This window comes from Acidobacteriota bacterium, from assembly GCA_016196035.1.
GTDB lineage: Bacteria > Acidobacteriota > Blastocatellia > RBC074 > RBC074 > JACPYM01.
Genome location: JACPYM010000034.1, coordinates 100,429 through 117,136, shown reverse-complemented (window position 1 = coordinate 117,136; position 16,708 = coordinate 100,429). Strand labels below are relative to the sequence as shown.

Genomic DNA, 16,708 nt, shown 5'->3' with positions numbered 1-16,708 from the left:
AACTCCCGCCCAAACCGGCAAGATGCAATTGATCTACTGCAAGCATCACTCACCTTTATCCAATTCGCGCTGAAATTATGAAACAGAAATGCCTTGTTGTTTTGTTCCTAGCCCTGCTTGCCTCTTTGTGTGCCGCGCAATCCCCGCGCCCGCTGGCGCTCAGCAACGTCACCGTCATTGACGCTACCGGCAAGCCCGCCCAACGCGGCATGACCGTGCTGATCGAAGGCGAGCGCATCAGCAAGCTTTTCAAAACCGGCAAGACGAAGCTACCGCCCAACGCCGAAATCATTGACGCCAGCGGCAAGTTCCTAATTCCGGGCTTGTGGGACATGCACATCCATTTGACCAATCAGCCCGATCAAACGCTGAGCCGCGAGTGGATGCTGCCCTTGCTCACGGCTTTCGGCGTCACCGGCATCCGTGAGATGGGCGGCGATTGGCAGCACATTCATAACTTGCGCCAAGCCATCAGCGCCAGCCAGAGCATCGGCCCGCGCATCATCGCGCCCGGCCCTTTCGTAGACGGCCCAGGCTTCGTGGACAAACCCGTGCGCACGCCTGAGAAAGCGCGCCAGCAAGTGCGCGAGTTGAAAACGCTCGGCGTGGATTTCATCAAGGTGCAGGCCAATCTTTCGCCAGAGTGTTATCGCGCCGTGCTGGCCGAGGCGAAAGCGCTGGGCCTGACCGTCGCGGGCCACGTGCCCGAAGCCGTCAGCGCCTTTGAAGTCGCGCGTTCGGGCCAGCGCAGCATCGAACACAGTTCACCAATCTTACCCGGCGATGCGGGCATTATGCTGAGTTGTTCAAGCAAGGAAGACGCCTTGCGCGCCGAATTGCTCGCCATCAAGAAAGAGTCCGAAGCGCCCAACGCCGACCGCCAGCAACTGCGACTGCGGCAACGCAAGCTGCAAACCGAACTGCTGGAAACTTACGACGCGCGCAAATGCGCCGGGCTGTTCACGTTGCTGAGGCAAAACAATGTTTGGGTCGTGCCCACGCAAATCTGGGCGCAACGTCTGTTGCCGCTCAATGCCGAAGACATCATTGATCCCATCGCCAAAATCTATCTGCCGCTCAAGACGCGCACACGCTTTGAACAGCGTCGCAGCGAAGGCATCAAGATCACTGCGCCAGAAAGCTTCGCCTTGCGGCAACAGATTGCCGCCAAGACGCGCAAGATAATCGGCGCAATGCGTTTGGCGGGTGTGCCGTTGCTGGCGGGGACGGATGCGTATGACGGCGCGGTGCTGCCCGGTTTCAGTTTGCATCAGGAATTGGAGTTGCTGACGCAGTCGGGTTTGACGCCAATGGAAGCCTTGCAAACGGCGACGCGCAATGCCGCGCAATACTTTGGCGAAGCCGCCACACGCGGCACCATTGAAGTTGGCAACCAGGCGGATTTGGTTTTGCTGGAGGCCGATCCGCTACAAAACATCACGAATACGCGGCAGATCTACGCGGTGATTCAAGGTGGCAAATTGTTATCGGCGCAAGCGCGGCAGGCGTTGTTGGAGAGGATCAAAGCGTTTGCAGCGGAGCATTGAGATGCCTGAGCCAGCCCGGTTGATCAAGCCAAGTTGAACATCAAAATACTTCATTCTCCATTCCACATTCTCAATTCTTTGACAGCGGATTTCCTTTGAAAGAACGCCTCTGCACGAGAATTGAGAATGTGGAATGGAGAATGAGGCAGGCGCTGGCATGCAGTGAAGCCATTGCGTCAACCGCCACAGGTATAACAACCAAAACACTCGGCGATCTCAGCTATCCACGCCAGCCCGGCTCATCCCGATCCAACAAGCGTTTCAACGCTTCCAGGTGCAGGTGCGGCTGCACTTTATCATTGACGATCTGCTGGCCGGTCAACGCGGCTATGTCGTCCGGCACAAGGCGCAGTTGCTTGCCCGTGCTTTGCGCCAGCACTTGCACCCGGCAGGCGCGTTCGAGGTAGTAAAGATCATCGAAGGCCTGCGCGACCGAGGCGCCCGCCACGATGACGCCGTGATTCGCCATGAACAGCACGTCGGCCTTTTCCAGCTGCGCGCAAATGCGGTCGCCCTCTTCACCATCGAGCACCAAGCCGTTGTAACACTCGTCATACGCCACGCGGCCATAAAACCGCAGCGCGTTTTGGCTGGCCCATTCCAGGCACCCGCCATCCGCAATCGCCAAAGCCGTCGCGTAAGGCATGTGTGTATGCAGCACACAGGCCGCCCCGAGTTTGCCCGCATGAATGCGCCCGTGAATGTGAAAGGCGGTGGCTTCGACGTTATAGCGGCCCTGGATGATCGCGCCTTCGACATCCACCAGCACCAGATCGTTCGGCGTGATCTCTGACCAGTGCAGCCCTTGCGGATTGACCAGAAAGCAATCGGGCCAGCCGGGCGCGACCAGACTGAAGTGATTGCAGATGCCTTCGTTCAAGCCCAAGCGCGCGGCCCAGCGCAGCGCGGCGGATAAATCAACGCGCGCTTGCGCCAACGAGTATTGTCCATTGGTCAGCGGGGGAAGTTGATAGTTCGTCATGGTGCGCGGAGTTTGCCAGCGCATAGCGGCTCAGGTAAAGTCTGCGGCGGCAAACTGACCGGCCTTTTTTCGGAGGAACTTCATGAACAATCGCATCACAAGCTGTGCGGCAGCAATTGTGTTGGCTTGCGCAGTAAGCAGCCTGTTCGCCAGTGATGACTGGTCGCGCTTTCGCGGCCCTAACGGTTCGGGGCTGTCGGCTTCGACCAATCTGCCGAACGAATTTGGCAAAGAGAAAAACGTCGTGTGGAAAACGGCGCTGCCGCCGGGCCATTCGTCGCCCGTGCTGACAGCGACGCGCATCTTTGTGACGGCTCACACGCCGATTGGCGACAAAGAAAAAGCCAAGGCGAATTACCAGCTTTCGGTCATCGCCCTCGACCGCGCGACCGGCAAGATCGTCTGGCAACACGAGGTGCCGCGCGTCAACAAAGCGCGGCTCGAAAACGTCAACGGCCCGGCTTCGGCGAGTCCCGTCACTGACGGCACAAATGTTTATGTCTTCTTTCAGGACTTCGGGCTGCTTGCCTACGACGCCAATGGCAAAGAGAAATGGCGCGTGCCGTTGGGGCCGTTCAACATGTTTTACGGCTACGGCGCCTCGCCGATGCTGGTGGATGACAAAGTGATTTTGCCGGTAGATCAGGATGGCGGTTCGTATTTGCTCGCCGTGGACAAAGCTACGGGCAAGACCAAATGGAAGATTGATCGCCCCGAAGTCATTTCGGGCTATTCGACGCCGACCGTGTGGCAGCCCAAGACCGGCCCGAAGCAATTGCTGATTCCCGAATCATTCCAGCTTTCGGCCTATTCGGTCGCCGATGGCAAGCGCATCTGGTGGGTGCGCGGCCTGGCTTGCGAGATGAAATCGGTGATGAGTTTTGACAACGAATACGCCTACATCAACGGTTGGGGCTTCCCGCTCAATCAACCGGGCAAACAAATCGCGACTATCTCGTTTGAAGAAGGCCTGAAGAAGTACGACAAGAATGGCGATGGCTTTGTCGGACGCGATGAGACTGCCGGAGACGACCCAATAAGCAAAGTGCTTAGCCCGAATTACGGCTTCGACGCGTTCGATCTCAATCGTGACGCCAAACTGGACGCCAAAGACTGGGAGGTCTTCCGCGCGATGATGGCAGCAGAAAACGGCTTGCTCGCCATCAAACTGGGCGGCCAGGGCGATATGACCAGCACGGCGATTCGCTGGAAATATCAACGCCCGGTGCCGCAAGTACCTTCGACGCTGCTCTATCAAGGCGTGCTGTTTATGGTGAATGACAGCGGCATCCTAATTTCGTTCGACCCGGCGACGGGTAATGTCATCAAGCAAGGCCGCTTGAAAGGCGCGATTGACAAATACTTCGCCTCGCCCGTCGGCGCGGACGGCAAGGTCTGGCTGGTCAGTCAGGACGGCACCGTTTCGGTTGTTTCAGCGAAAGGCGAATGGGATACGGTGGCAGTCAATGCCTTAGGCAGCGAGGTGTTTGCGACGCCCGCGATTGACGATAACAAGCTGTACATCCGCACGCAGGACACGCTTTATTGTTTTGCCAAATAAGTTTGGAGTGCTGCGGCCCGGCGCAGCTTTTCTTTCGCTAACGAACGCTTGCGTCTCTCGTCGAGGCCGCGCGCTGCCTTCCAACCCTTGCAATCGGGAAAGAAAAGCTGCGCCGGGCCGCAGCACTCCAAAGAGTTCGACAATCCTCCAATGATGAAATCACTTTCAATCATTATCTGCCAGATGGCACTCGTTGTCTGCCTGTTTGCGCCCCCGCTCCAAGCACAAAACTGGCCGCAATTCCGCGGCCCCAATGGTGCAGGCGTTGGCGAGGCCAAAGACCTGCCGGTTGAATTCAGCCCGACAAAAAACGTCGTTTGGAAAACGCCGCTGCCCGCCGGGCACTCTTCGCCCGTGTTGACCAAAGAGCACATCTTTGTCACGGCGTATGACGCCAGCAAACTCTATGTCATTGCGCTCAACCGTGCGGATGGCAAAATCCTCTGGCAACGCGAAGTGCCGAAACCGCGCAAGCAGGCGCTGCACAAATCCAACTCGCCGGCTTCGCCCAGCGTCGTGACCGATGGGCGCAATGTTTACGCCTTCTTCACCGACTTCGGCCTGATTGCGTTCACTACCAATGGCGAAGAGAAATGGCGCTTGCCGTTGGGGCCATTCAACAATCCATTCGGCATGGGCGCGTCGCCGATTCTGGCTGATGACACCTTGCTGCTGAATTGCGATTCCGAATCGGATTCGTTTTTTATTGCCGTGGACAAACTGACCGGCAAACTCAAATGGCGCGTCGAACGGCCCGAAGCGACGCGCGGTTTTGCGACGCCCATTCTGTTCAAGCCCGCCAAAGCGCCGTTGCAAGTGCTGGTCGCCGGTTCGTTGAAACTGACGGCCTATGACGTAGCCAGCGGTAAAGAGGTTTGGTGGGTGCGCGGGTTGACTTGGCAACTCAAACCTACGCCGGTGCTGGGCAAAGATCGGCTATACGTGCTGGGCTGGGCGGGCGGCGCTGATCCCGGCGAACAGGAAGTGATTCCGCCGTTTGCCGAAGCGCTGAAAAAATTCGACGCCAATCAGGACGGCAAGATTGCGCGCGCCGAAATGACCGATCAACGCATCGCGCGGGCCTGGGCGGATTACGATCTTGACCGCGATGGCGCATTGGGCGAACGTGACTGGCGCGCTTATCAAGAGCGCAAAACTGTGGTCAACGGCGCGCTCGCGTTCAAACTCGATCCGCAAGCCGACCTGCGCGGCGACCTGACCGGCAATTTGCTCTGGCGTTATGAAAAGGCGCTACCGAATGCGCCGTCGCCGCTGCTCTATCAGGACGTGTTTTACCTGATGAAAGAAGGCGGCATTTTGTCAGCACTCGATCCAGCAACGGGCAAATTACTCAAGCAAGGAAGGCTGACGGGCGCGCTGGGTGATTATTATGCGTCGCCCGTTGCGGCAGACGGCAAGCTGTTCGCGTTGAGCGAAGAAGGCAAGCTGACCGTTGTGAAAGCGGGCAGCGCGTGGGAGATTTTAGCCGTCAATGATCTAGGCGAGCCCTGTCACGCGACACCCGCGTTTGCCGATGATAAGCTTTATGTGCGCACGCACGCGACTCTCTTTTGTTTTGCCAATTCGAAACACACTGCAAGCAGTAATGCAGCACCAAACAAATAACCCAAGTCAGCTAGCAGACAGGATCATCAATGACCAGTAAGGAGAAAAGTAAATCTATGCTTTGGATTGTCTTCGCCCTCGCCGCCGCACTCTCGTGGGGCATTTACGGCGCCATGTTGCATCAAGGACAGATGGCTCTAGGCGACGCTCAGTTTCGCGGGCTGCGCGCGTTGTTATGCGTCGGCTTGGCTTACTTTCTAATCGGCGTGATCGTCCCAGTCATCGCGCTGGCGTCGCAAGGGCAGTTGAAGATGCAGGGCTTTACCACGAATGGCATGATTATGGCGACAGCCGCAGGCGCACTGGGCGCGCTTGGCGCGGCAGCCATTATCTGGGCGTTCAAAAATGGCGGCCTGCCGACCTATGTGATGCCGCTGGTGTTTGGCGGTGCGCCGGTCATCAATGTATTTGTCTCGATGGCGCTGCATCCGCCGAAAAGCGCGATCAATCCGCTGCTTTATGTGGGCTTCCTGCTCGTCGTGGCGGGTGCCAGCTTAGTGCTTTATTTCCGCCCGCAATCATAACGGCGCAGAGCGCGCCTTACCTTGTAGTTGCGAATCAATTCGCCACCACAAGGTAAGGCGTCTGCTATCCGAACCAACTCCCACTCACTCACGAACAGCTATGACTCGCCAATTCCTCCTCCTCCTTTTGTTCGCCGCAATGTTGCTCACAACAAGCGACCTCGCGCAGACGAAATGGCGCAAGCCGCCACTCGTCGTCTTTGTCAGCGGCGATCACGAATACGGTTCGGAAGACACGTTTCCGCTGCTCGCCAAAGCGCTCGAACAACGCTACGGTATGCGCGCGACGGTGCTGAAATCCGCGCCGGATGAAAACGCCGAAGAGAACATTCCCGGCTTGGAAGCGTTGCAAGACGCCGACCTCGCCGTCTTCTTTTTGCGCTGGCGCCGCTTGCCGCCCGAGCAGTTGGCGCACATCCAAAAGTATCTCAACTCCGGCAAACCGCTGGTGGCGTTCCGCACGACGACGCATGCCTTCAACTATCCCAAGGGTCATCCGGCGGAAATTTGGAATACGTTTGCCCCCGATTATCTGGGCGGCCCGCCGGGTTGGGGCGGCCAGCATTTCCACTACGGCCACACGTCCAGCACCGACGTCAGCGTGGTGACAGCGCAAGCGCAACATCCCATCCTGACCGGCGTTGAGCAGCAATTCCACGTGCCGTCGTGGCTCTATCAGATATTGCCGAATTATCCGCCCAAGGATGCGACGGTGTTGTTGATGGGGAGGACGGTTAATCCGGAGCGGGCGGACACGCGCCCTGCCGTTGACAACCCGGTCGCCTGGACGTGGCACAACAAATCACGCGCGCGGGTGTTTGTCACGACGCTGGGGCATCCGGGAGATTTTCAGGTTGAGGCTTTTCAAAGACTGGTCATCAATGGTATTCACTGGGCGTTAAATACGCCCGTGCCCAAAAAATGGGCGGGCAAGCTGGACATCAACGTCGCCTATCACGGCATACGGTCAACCAAATAATCAGACCTGAGGGCAAGCTCTCTCAGGCAGAGGGAGAAGGCAAAACGATGGCTACCCCGCAACGACTGCTCGTCAATCCACAACCCAAACAACGCCCGGCGACCGATTCCCTGCTGCTATTCAAACACAGCACCGAATGGACGGGCGTGAAGATCGGCCACTATCGCGTGCGTCCGGGCCATCTGGATTATCAACTGCGGCACGCTTGCGAAGTCTTCGTGCCGCTCGCAGGCTCGATCACCATCGAAGGACGCAACGAAAATGGCGTGGTGCAACGCCGCTCGCCCGCCGTTGGGCAAGTTAGCATCACGCCGCACGGCTTAGACTTTTCAGCCGATTGGAACGATGAGTTGGAATACGCGGCAATCTTCCTGGCTCCCGATTTCATACGGCAAGCGGCGGCGGATTTTTCTGTGGCACAGCGTTCTGAAATCGTGCTGGCGTGCAGCCAACGCGATGAATTGATCCGCTCCATTGCGCACGTGCTGGTCGCCGAATTGGATAGCGGCATGCCGACCGGACGGCTGTATGCCGAATCGCTGGTCAACACGCTGGCCGTGCATTTGCTGCGCCACTATTCGACCAACAGCCTCGTGCCCGATCTGCAATTTGGCGGCTTGCCGCCGCTCAAACAGCGCCGCGCGCTCGAATTCATCGAAGCCAATCTCGACCGCGATTTATCGCTGACCGAAATCGCCGAGGCCGTCGAATTGAGCCAATACCACTTCGCCCGCGCCTTCAAACAAACAACCGGCCAGACGCCGATTCAATACCTGATGCAACGGCGCATCGAGGCCGCCAAACAATTGCTCACGGCCAGCGCACTGCCCATCGTCGAAATCGGGCTGCGCACCGGCTTCAAAAACCAAAGCCATTTCACGACGCTCTTCCGCAAGCTCACGTCATTGACGCCGCGCGCGTATCGCAACGGGTTGCAGCAATAGATTGGTTCGTAGCGGCTGGGTTGTCCGGCAAGCTGCCAGCCTTGTCATTACCCACATTTTTTGATTTGGCTCGAAGCCAGAATTTTCGAGGTTTCTTTGAGAAAAGTGGTGCCTCTCTTGGCTCCGTAGGAGCCGGATATTTATAGCTTGGGCGGTTCATTGTTTCCCAAGCTCCAGAGGAGCGACATCTGACAGATGTCGCTCCTCTGGAGCTTGGGGGTGATCTTGGCCTGAATGCTATAAACATCCCGCCCCGCTGGGGCGAAGAGCAGAAGCCGCCCCTGAAATCAAAGACCAGGAAACTGGAAAAATGTGGGTAATGACAAGGCTGCCAGCTTGTCGAAGCGTGGCTGTTAAGCCAATGGACTGACAACCAAGGTTTCGACAAGCTGGCAGCTTGCCGGACAACATTTCAGCAAGCACAGCAAAAACGCGGCAAGCAGCGAAAAGACGCCTTGCCGCTTTTCTTTTACCCTTCGGCACACAGAAGGAGGGATTATGCAAAAACTACTGACGATTTGTTTGCTGTTGGGGCTGAGCTTCAGCGCGCGCGCGCAAACCAGCGACGTTGAGGCGGCCTTGGAGCGTGGCTATGAGGCATTCCAACTCGGACGCTATCAACTGGCCGCGTTTGAATATCGCGCGGCCTTGAGTTGGCCGGGGGCGCATGCCGCACGCGCGCATTTCAACCTGGGCGTTTGTTTGCACCGGCTAGGCAGGCCGGCGGAAGCCGCGCGCGCATACCGCAAAGCGCTCGACTTACGTGACGGACGCGATGCCGACGCTGCGTATGCGCTCGGCGTGGCGTTGCAAGACAGCGGGCAAGGCGACGCCGCGCCAGCCGCTTTCGAACAAGCGCTGAGGGCGACGAACGGCCAGCACGCAGCGGCGCATTTCGAATTGGGTCTCGCGCTGCAACAACAAGGCGAGGCCGCCCAAGCCGCCGAACATTACCGGCAAGCGCTGCGGCAGTCGCGCGACCGGCTGCCCGTCTGTCACAACAACCTGGGCGTGCTCTTTGCCAGCGCCGGGCAATACGCCGAAGCCGAACTGGAATTTGCGCTGGCGGTGCAAACGTCGCGCGGCAAGTTGCCCGAAGCCAAATACAATCTGAACCGTTGCCGCACCCGGCGCGACAGGGCGACGCGGCTGCAACTGGCTCGGCTCGAACCGCGCGAGCGCCCCGTGCAACTGGCGCAATGAGCGTTTGGCGTCGCTCAACCGTCTGTGCGAAACTGCGTTGGCAATCCGTTTTATCACCATCAAGCATCAGGAGCCTTCGCAATGATCTATCACAGTCTGGATGACATCTATGCCCTGTTGGCGCGGGAGCACACGGCTTTCGCCGCCGCGACCGCCGGTCTCAACGAGGCCCAAACGCAGTTTCGCCCGGCAGCGGACGCCTGGACGATTGCCGAAATCGTCGAGCACATCGCCATCACCAACAGCGGTTTTGTGCGCATCGGCTACAAACTCATCAACCAAGCCGAAGCCGCGGGCGCGCCGCCGCTGGCCGGGTTGGATTTGAAACACGTCTTGCTCACTGACGATGGGCAACCGCTGCCCAGGTTCAAAGCGCCCGACAGTGTTACACCTAAAGGCGGCCAAAGCCTCGCTGACTCCGGCGCCAAAATCGAACAGGCGCACGCCGACATTCAAGGCGCGCGCGCACGCTTCGCGGCCAGCGATTGCTCGCAGCAAACTTTCCCGCATCCAGCCGTGGGACAATTGAATCCCTATCAATGGCTGCTCGTTTACGGCGAGCACATGGAGCGCCATCGCGGCCAGATCGAGCGCATCAAAGCCGCCGCTGACTTCCCATTTTAATTTGGCGTCCGGCCTCGGCGTGCAAGCCCGCTACACTGTGCGCGTTCCTCAACCGCACGGCGCGCATTCCTCGCGCGCCTATTTCCCGGAGGTCAAAAATGATTTTAGCCCGGCCCACACGCTGGTTGTTTTTCGCTGGCTGGCTTTGGCTTGTGCCGCACGCGTTGTTGGGGCAAACACCGCCCGCAGAAAACCCCAAAAAAGAGCCACCGCGCCAGCTACAAACTGAACATGCGCTGGTGCTGCTGGAAGAATGCCTGGCTGAACTGTCGGCGCTGCGGCTGACCGAAAACCGCATTGCGTTGCAGATTAACCTGACGGAGGCGCTGTGGCCGCGCGCTGCGACACGCGCACAGGCCCTAGCCAGTCAGGCGGTCGCACAGTTGCTTGAATTCGCCCAGCAATCCCCCGCGCCGGATGACCCCATGCGCTGGCAACATGCCAACCTGGTCAATCAACTGAGCGGGCAACTTTTTCAAGTTCTGGCGGAACACGACGTCAAGCTGGCGTTAGAGTTGTTGCGCGCACTGCGCGCGACGCAACCACTCGCGCCGGATAATCCGCAAGGGCGTGACTATGAATTGCAACTGGCGGCCCACCTCGCCCCGCAAGACCCGCAACTGGCCCTGCAAACCGCGCTGGAAGGCCTCAAGGATGGCAACTTTTCCCACCAGCTTCTGGCCGTCTGGCACGCGCTGCGCAGCAAAGACCCACAACTGGCCGAGCAATTCCTGAACAAATTGCTCGAAGAACTTCAGCGCGCCAACTGGCTGACCAACAGCAACGCCATCAATCTGCTCAACAACCTGCTCAACACGCTGAACAGCGAGGTACAAAATGCTGCGGCACAGCCAAACTCCGCGCCCAGCGCCAACCAAGCCGGCGTCGAAACTGCCCGCCAGCAACTCCGGCAGTTGCTGGAACTGCTGCTGACACAGGCGCTCAAGCTGAACAACGGCAACCTCTACGACGAACAACAGAATGGTTCGGCGCGCTATCTATTGGGACAACTGCGGCAGATGTTGCCGCTCTTTGAAAAGCATTTGCCCGCCCGTCTGGCCGCCGCCCGCGCCAAGCTCGCGCAATTCGAACAGGCTGTGCCGCGCTATCGCGATCCTTACCAAACCTATCAGCCCGAAAAGCAAACCGCTGCGGAACTGACGGCGCTGGCCGCCAAAGCGCCGCCGCAAGAGCGCACCTGGCTTTACACCGAGGCGGCGAATAAGTCGCTGGCGAAAGGCGAGCTTGAGCGGGCCCGCCAAATCATCAACGACAATATCAGCGATCCGCAGCAACGCCACGAAGCGTTGACGAACCTGAACCGGCAACTCATTGCACAACTGACCACGCAAGAGAAATTCGCCGAAGCCCAAACCTTGCTGCAACGGCTACCCATCAGCGAACGCATTTCTTATCTGACGCAATGGGCCGCGCAGGCCGTCGAGAAAAATGCCCAGCCCGCTGCGCAAAAATTATTGGCTGAAGCGCGCGCCTTGTTGGGCGACCGTCTGGAAACGCGCGCTCAGATGGAAGCACAAGCGGCCATCGCCCAAGTCTACGCGCGCCTCGAGGCCGAGCGCGCCTTTGAACTGCTGGAACCAGTCATGGCGCGCGGCAATCAAGTCCTCGCCGCTTATGCCACGCTGGGCCCCTACGATCAGAACGGCTTGTACAGAGACGGCGAATCATTGCTGGTAAACGGTATCGGCCAGGGCTTGCCGCACAATCTCGGAGCGGTGCTCGCGCTGCTGGCGAGCCAGCATTTCGACCGCGTCCGCAACCTGCTGAATCAGTGCGAAGCGCCGGAAGTACGGCTGCAACTCAAACTCACGCTGGCGGTGCAAATGCTGGCAGAAAACAGCGGCAACGAAATCACGCTCAGACGCTCTATCCGAGCCATTCGGATTCATTGAACTGCCGTGCCACGTCCGGCCTGCTCGCGTTCAACCAGCGCCAGATTTTTTTGCAAAGCCCTCGAACCCACGAAAAGGACGCCGCGCTGACGACTTTGCAAAAGCCCTGCAACTCACGCGCCCGCTTGACCTGACCTCTTCCAAGCATTAAATCAAAGCTTCCCGGTACAACTTCCCTGCGCAAGTGAGCGGCAACGCATGAAACAACTTTGGATCGCCGTCCGCAGCATCTTCATCTGGACGATCAGCATTCTGCACTTCTTCCCGGTTTGCAGCGCCTTGGTGCTGCTGGGCTATTTCATTGACCCACGCAAAAACGATGGGCCGCAACGCTGGCTCTTTCGCAATGTGCTGCGCTTGGCCGGGATAGATTTCGAGGTCAAATACGCGCCCGGCTTTGACCGCACGCGCACGAGCTTTTTTGTCAGCAATCACGTGGATATTTGGGACGCCTTCATCATCTATTCGGCCATCCCGCAATTTGTGCGCGGGCTGGAGCACGAATCGCATTTCAAGGTGCCGGCCTATGGCTGGATGATGCGCCGCTTCGGCAACGTGCCTGTGCCGCCCGAAGGCGATTTGGGCAAGTACAAACAGATGATGAAGCTGACCCGTGAGTCGCTGGAGAGCGGCGTGAGTTTGATCGTGTTCGCGGAAGGCTCGCGCACCCGCGACGGCAGCGTCTTGCCCTTCAATCCCGGCGTTTTTCGGATGGCGATTCAGTTCGGCTATCCCATCGCGCCGATGAGCATCGTGGGCGCTTACGAATTCAGCAAGAAGGGCGATTGGCGCCTCTATCCTTCAAAAATCACCGTCTACATGCACGACACGATTGAGACGAAAGGGTTGGGCAAGAATGATGTCGAAGCGTTGCGGCAACAGGTGCAGGCGATTGTCAGTGCGCCGGTGAATGAACACTATGGCTTCAAAGCGGAGGCGCCACCGGCCAGCGCGCCGGTGGCTGAGTCGAGGATTGGCTGAACAACCCCAGGCTGAGCAAAAAAATACCGCCCGCTGAAATTGGAGGCCTCAGCGAGCGGTTCCACGGGGTTGAACTGATTGATCAACTGATTGAGTTGACCTGTCGTCACTTGTTCCCAAACGTCCGCATCAATTGAATGGCCGAAGGGCCAAGCAGGATGATGAAGAGCGTCGGAAACAAGAATACGGCCAGCGGGAAGAGCATCTTCACCGCAGCCTTCTGAGCGGCCTGTTCTGCGCGTTGCCGCCGCTTTGTGCGCAGGGCGTCCGAATACACGCGGATGGCGCGCGCAATCGAAGTCCCGAAGCGGTCGGTTTGAATCAACATGGCACAGAGGCTACGCAAATCTTCCACACCGGAACGCTCGGCCAAGTTGCGCAAGGCTTCCTCACGATTACGTCCCATGCGGATTTCAGTATTCACCAAGCCGAATTCCTCGGCGATGTCGGGATGCACCGACTTCATTTCTTCGGCCACGCGGGTGAGCGCGGCGTTCAAGCCTAAACCGGCTTCGACGGAGACGACCAACAAGTCGAGCGCGTCCGCCACACCACAGCGCAACCGGTCTTGCCGCCCATTGACCTTCATACTGAGAATTTTGTCCGGCAGCATAAAACCGATCAATAAACCACCGCCGAGGTACATCAACGAATCGCTCATCGTCTTGCCAGCGATCATTATCCCCACGGCGGTGAGCGCGGGAAACAAAACCAGGCTGAGCATTTGCAGCGCGCGAAACGTCGTCGTGGCACTGGCCGTGCGGTAACCGGCGTGCATCAGCTTGACCTGAAGTTTCTTGGCTTCGACGGCGGAAATCGGCGCGACTTTATTGAGGTCGCGCGCAAATTTCTTGGCGACTTCGGCGGCTTGCGATTCTTTTTCGCGCCGCTCCACCTCTTCGCCGTCTACCAGCCGTCCGCCCAGGTCGCCTAAATCCTGTAAGCGGTCAACCACGGACTGTTCCGGTTTATGCAACACCAAATAGGCAGCCATCGCGCCCAAGATGACGAACCCAAAGATTGAGATCGGTAACAACATAACTTCTCCTTGGCTTGTTTCCGGCAGGTCGCAACAAAGACCGCGCGAAACAATCGGTTACTACACGTGGACGTAGCGCCGGCTGCGCTGACACAGCCCTCTACCCTAACCAAGCTGCAACTGCCAAGCGGGCACGGCCAGGCGGGGCCAGGCGCCAGACAGAAGCCGCCCGCCTCAAATCTTGATCTGCATGATGCGGCGAATGACGATCATACCTGTTAGCTGCAAAGCCGCCGCGGCCATCAATAATTTGTGTCCCAGCGGCTCAGTCCAAAGCACGCGCATATAGGTCGGGTTGATGTAAGAAACCATCAACGCAATGAACGCCGGCATGGCGCACAACACATTCGCCGACATGCGCGACGAAGTCGTCAGGGTGTTGAGGTCTTCGAGAATCTTGAAGCGGTCGCGGATGGTGCTGGCCACTTTCTCCAACACTTCGGCCAGATTACCGCCGGTTTCACGCTGAATCATGATGGCCGTCACGCAAATTTTCAGGTCGAGCACGGGCACGCGTTCAACCAGATTTTCCAGCGCGATCTTGACCGACAGACCGAGGTTTTGTTCCTCATACGTGCGGCGAAATTCGGTGGCAATGGGGTCGGGCATCTCTTTCGAGATCATGTGCAACGCTTCGGTAAAGGCATGACCGCTGGCGAGCGCGCGGCTCATCAATTCCAGCGTGTCGGGCAAATCGGTCAGGAATTTATCGAGGCGTTTTTTACGCTTCCACAAGACGTGCACCATCGGCAAACAAGCGGCCACCACACCCGCCAGAATGGCCGCTAGGAACGAATTCGCCAGCATGGAAACCGCCATCATGCCCAACAGCCCGGCCAGGCCGCAGAACATAAACAAACGCATGACCGTCAGTTGCAAATCGGACTGATCAATCATCTGCTTGACCCACTTGACGAATTCGATCTTGCGCAAGATTTCGTCAAATTTGGGGATTTCGCTCAGGATTTCATCGCGCGCCAGGCGGATTTGATTGACGTCCAGCCCCGCGCCGCCAGGGCCGCCACTGCTGGAATCCAAGCCCAGTAAAACTTCGCGCATGCGTTTTTCCATGCGCTCTTGGTCTTCGGCAGTCTTCCGCGTCACCAGCAGATACGTGCCATAGGTGGCGCACAGGCAAAAGATAAACACAAAAAATGGCAGCATTATGGTTCCCTTCTGGTTAATGTCATCCGCTCAAAGCGAAGTTCAATGAGACTGGCTCGCACCAGACTTTGCTTTAACCCTTACCAGCCCCCGCTTATTTCTCTTTATCATCGTCCGGTCGCACAAACCACTCTTCGTTGTACTTGCAACCGGCGATGCGCAGCTTTTCCAGCAAGATTGGATTTGTACCTGCGGCGATATGTTTGCCGATGACCTTGCCTTTGTCGTCCACGCCGGAGCGTTCGTACCGAAAGATGTCATTGACGATGACTTCATTCTCATTCAAGCCATTGATTTCAGAAACATAAGTCACACGGCGCGAACCATCGCTTAACCGTGAAGCCTGCACCACGATGTTGATCGCCGAGGCGATCTGTTGGCGCATGGCGCGTTCGGTGAGTTTCATCCCGGCCATTTGAATCATGGTTTCGATACGCAACATGGCATCGCGCGGGTTGTTTGCGTGAATCGTGGTCAAGCTGCCATCGTGGCCGGTGTTCATGGCCTGCAACATATCAATCGCCTCTTCGCCGCGCGTTTCGCCGATGACTACGCGGTCAGGCCGCATACGCAAGGCGTTTTTCACGCAATCGCGCGAGGTGACTTCGCCTTTGCCTTCGATATTTTTCGGGCGTGTTTCCAGGCGCACGACGTGCGGCTGTTGCAGCACCAATTCGGCGGCGTCCTCGATGGTGACAACGCGCTCATCATCGGGGATGTAAGAAGAGAGCGCGTTGAGCAGGGTCGTTTTACCAGCGCCAGTACCGCCGGAGATGATGATGTTCATCTTGGCCTTGACGCACATCTTCAAGACTTCGGCCATCTCGAAACTGAGCGCGCCTTTTTCGACCAGTGCATCCATCTTGAGCGGGTTCTTGCTGAAGCGTCGAATCGAGAGGCAAGGGCCGTCCAGCGCAATCGGCGGGATCACGGCATTGACGCGCGAGCCGTCGGCCAGACGCGCATCCACCATCGGCGACGATTCGTCAATGCGGCGGCCAATCGAAGAAACAATGCGTTCGATCACGCGCATCACATGGGAATTGTCGTTGAAGGTAATGCCTGTGCGTTCGAGCTTGCCGCCGCGTTCGACATAAATCTTGTACGGCGAATTGACCAGGATGTCAGAAATCGTGTTATCGCTGAGCAGCAATTCCAGCGGCCCCAGGCCGAAGAGTTCATAGCGAATTTCTTCGATTAATTTCTCGCGCTCGGAACCCGAAATGGCGATGTCGCGGTTATCCAGTAAATCTTTGGCCAGCCGTGAAACTTCCGAATGCACCTGCTGCGGTGTCAAGAGATTGATCTTGGTCAGATCCATGCGATTGATCAGCTCACGGTGCAGTTTGGATTTCAGATCGGCAAAGGAGCTGTTCAACTGCGTGGCGTGTGGCCCGCCATTCTGATTTTGCGCGCCGGGCACGGCAGCACTGGTATTGTTGTTGAGTCTATCGCGTAACGACATAACGCACCTACTCTCAATTCCCGTGATTGAACCCCGACCATCAAGCTCCATTTGGGAGAGCGAGCTTTTGGCCGTTGTTTGACAACACTACAGCCAGCCCTGGCCAGCCACCTTACCGAACGTAAGGGGCAACCAAGCAATGCCGCGTGTTTATTT

At 57.8% G+C, this 16,708-nt stretch carries 14 protein-coding genes; 10 read left to right on the top strand and 4 right to left on the bottom strand.

What is annotated here, in order from left to right; all coding sequences use genetic code 11:
• The first annotated feature begins 77 nt into the window (after window positions 1-77).
• Window positions 78-1,547 carry an amidohydrolase family protein gene (locus tag HY011_12245; protein MBI3423701.1) on the top strand — a complete coding sequence of 490 codons (1,470 nt, stop codon included), beginning with the start codon at window positions 78-80 and terminating at the stop codon, window positions 1,545-1,547.
• A gap of 220 nt (window positions 1,548-1,767) precedes the next feature.
• Here HY011_12245 and HY011_12240 read toward each other — a convergent pair whose 3' ends face one another.
• Window positions 1,768-2,529 carry an aldolase gene (locus HY011_12240; protein MBI3423700.1) on the bottom strand — a complete coding sequence of 254 codons (762 nt, stop codon included), beginning with the start codon at window positions 2,527-2,529 and terminating at the stop codon, window positions 1,768-1,770.
• 82 nt (window positions 2,530-2,611) lie between these two features.
• Between HY011_12240 and HY011_12235 the strand changes: the two genes are divergently transcribed.
• The 9 genes from HY011_12235 to HY011_12195 all read left to right on the top strand — a co-directional run bounded on the left by HY011_12235 (window position 2,612) and on the right by HY011_12195 (window position 12,884).
• Entirely contained in the window at window positions 2,612-4,090 is a 1,479-nt protein-coding gene (locus HY011_12235) for a PQQ-binding-like beta-propeller repeat protein (GenBank protein ID MBI3423699.1), read from the top strand.
• 183 nt (window positions 4,091-4,273) lie between these two features.
• Entirely contained in the window at window positions 4,274-5,716 is a 1,443-nt protein-coding gene (locus HY011_12230; GenBank protein ID MBI3423698.1) for a PQQ-binding-like beta-propeller repeat protein, read from the top strand.
• A gap of 56 nt (window positions 5,717-5,772) precedes the next feature.
• Window positions 5,773-6,240, top strand: a complete 468-nt coding sequence (locus HY011_12225) for a hypothetical protein (protein ID MBI3423697.1) — start codon at window positions 5,773-5,775, stop codon at window positions 6,238-6,240.
• Window positions 6,241-6,340: 100 nt separating this feature from the next.
• Complete coding sequence (locus HY011_12220; protein ID MBI3423696.1) at window positions 6,341-7,219, top strand: ThuA domain-containing protein; 879 nt, start codon at window positions 6,341-6,343, stop codon at window positions 7,217-7,219.
• 47 nt (window positions 7,220-7,266) lie between these two features.
• Window positions 7,267-8,163 (top strand): helix-turn-helix transcriptional regulator, encoded by an 897-nt coding sequence (locus HY011_12215; GenBank protein MBI3423695.1) that lies wholly within the window; start codon window positions 7,267-7,269, stop codon window positions 8,161-8,163.
• A 498-nt stretch (window positions 8,164-8,661) separates the two neighbouring features.
• On the top strand, window positions 8,662-9,366 hold the full coding sequence (locus HY011_12210; GenBank protein ID MBI3423694.1) for a tetratricopeptide repeat protein: 705 nt from the start codon (window positions 8,662-8,664) through the stop codon (window positions 9,364-9,366).
• An 81-nt stretch (window positions 9,367-9,447) separates the two neighbouring features.
• Window positions 9,448-9,990 carry a DinB family protein gene (locus HY011_12205; protein ID MBI3423693.1) on the top strand — a complete coding sequence of 181 codons (543 nt, stop codon included), beginning with the start codon at window positions 9,448-9,450 and terminating at the stop codon, window positions 9,988-9,990.
• Window positions 9,991-10,088: 98 nt separating this feature from the next.
• On the top strand, window positions 10,089-11,903 hold the full coding sequence (locus tag HY011_12200; protein ID MBI3423692.1) for a hypothetical protein: 1,815 nt from the start codon (window positions 10,089-10,091) through the stop codon (window positions 11,901-11,903).
• Window positions 11,904-12,101: 198 nt separating this feature from the next.
• Window positions 12,102-12,884, top strand: coding sequence for a 1-acyl-sn-glycerol-3-phosphate acyltransferase (locus HY011_12195; protein MBI3423691.1), 783 nt, complete (start codon window positions 12,102-12,104; stop codon window positions 12,882-12,884).
• A 106-nt stretch (window positions 12,885-12,990) separates the two neighbouring features.
• Here HY011_12195 and HY011_12190 read toward each other — a convergent pair whose 3' ends face one another.
• The 3 genes from HY011_12190 to HY011_12180 form a co-directional block, all read right to left on the bottom strand.
• Window positions 12,991-13,923, bottom strand: a complete 933-nt coding sequence (locus tag HY011_12190; GenBank protein ID MBI3423690.1) for a type II secretion system F family protein — start codon at window positions 13,921-13,923, stop codon at window positions 12,991-12,993.
• Between the two features lie 174 nt (window positions 13,924-14,097).
• Window positions 14,098-15,087, bottom strand: coding sequence for a type II secretion system F family protein (locus HY011_12185; protein ID MBI3423689.1), 990 nt, complete (start codon window positions 15,085-15,087; stop codon window positions 14,098-14,100).
• Between the two features lie 94 nt (window positions 15,088-15,181).
• Window positions 15,182-16,552 carry a CpaF family protein gene (locus HY011_12180; protein MBI3423688.1) on the bottom strand — a complete coding sequence of 457 codons (1,371 nt, stop codon included), beginning with the start codon at window positions 16,550-16,552 and terminating at the stop codon, window positions 15,182-15,184.
• Between the last annotated feature and the right edge of the window lie 156 nt (window positions 16,553-16,708).

What these genes read in the sequence shown, in the direction of transcription:
- HY011_12195 (MBI3423691.1), top strand. Translation starts at nt 12,102, where the DNA reads ATGAAACAACTTTGGATCGCCGTCCGCAGCATCTTCATCTGGACGATC.
- HY011_12205 (MBI3423693.1), top strand. Translation starts at nt 9,448, where the DNA reads ATGATCTATCACAGTCTGGATGACATCTATGCCCTGTTGGCGCGGGAG.
- HY011_12190 (MBI3423690.1), bottom strand. Translation starts at nt 13,923, where the DNA reads ATGTTGTTACCGATCTCAATCTTTGGGTTCGTCATCTTGGGCGCGATG.
- HY011_12225 (MBI3423697.1), top strand. Translation starts at nt 5,773, where the DNA reads ATGCTTTGGATTGTCTTCGCCCTCGCCGCCGCACTCTCGTGGGGCATT.
- HY011_12230 (MBI3423698.1), top strand. Translation starts at nt 4,274, where the DNA reads ATGGCACTCGTTGTCTGCCTGTTTGCGCCCCCGCTCCAAGCACAAAAC.
- HY011_12215 (MBI3423695.1), top strand. Translation starts at nt 7,267, where the DNA reads ATGGCTACCCCGCAACGACTGCTCGTCAATCCACAACCCAAACAACGC.
- HY011_12245 (MBI3423701.1), top strand. Translation starts at nt 78, where the DNA reads ATGAAACAGAAATGCCTTGTTGTTTTGTTCCTAGCCCTGCTTGCCTCT.
- HY011_12210 (MBI3423694.1), top strand. Translation starts at nt 8,662, where the DNA reads ATGCAAAAACTACTGACGATTTGTTTGCTGTTGGGGCTGAGCTTCAGC.
- HY011_12185 (MBI3423689.1), bottom strand. Translation starts at nt 15,087, where the DNA reads ATGCTGCCATTTTTTGTGTTTATCTTTTGCCTGTGCGCCACCTATGGC.
- HY011_12220 (MBI3423696.1), top strand. Translation starts at nt 6,341, where the DNA reads ATGACTCGCCAATTCCTCCTCCTCCTTTTGTTCGCCGCAATGTTGCTC.
- HY011_12200 (MBI3423692.1), top strand. Translation starts at nt 10,089, where the DNA reads ATGATTTTAGCCCGGCCCACACGCTGGTTGTTTTTCGCTGGCTGGCTT.
- HY011_12180 (MBI3423688.1), bottom strand. Translation starts at nt 16,552, where the DNA reads ATGTCGTTACGCGATAGACTCAACAACAATACCAGTGCTGCCGTGCCC.
- HY011_12240 (MBI3423700.1), bottom strand. Translation starts at nt 2,529, where the DNA reads ATGACGAACTATCAACTTCCCCCGCTGACCAATGGACAATACTCGTTG.
- HY011_12235 (MBI3423699.1), top strand. Translation starts at nt 2,612, where the DNA reads ATGAACAATCGCATCACAAGCTGTGCGGCAGCAATTGTGTTGGCTTGC.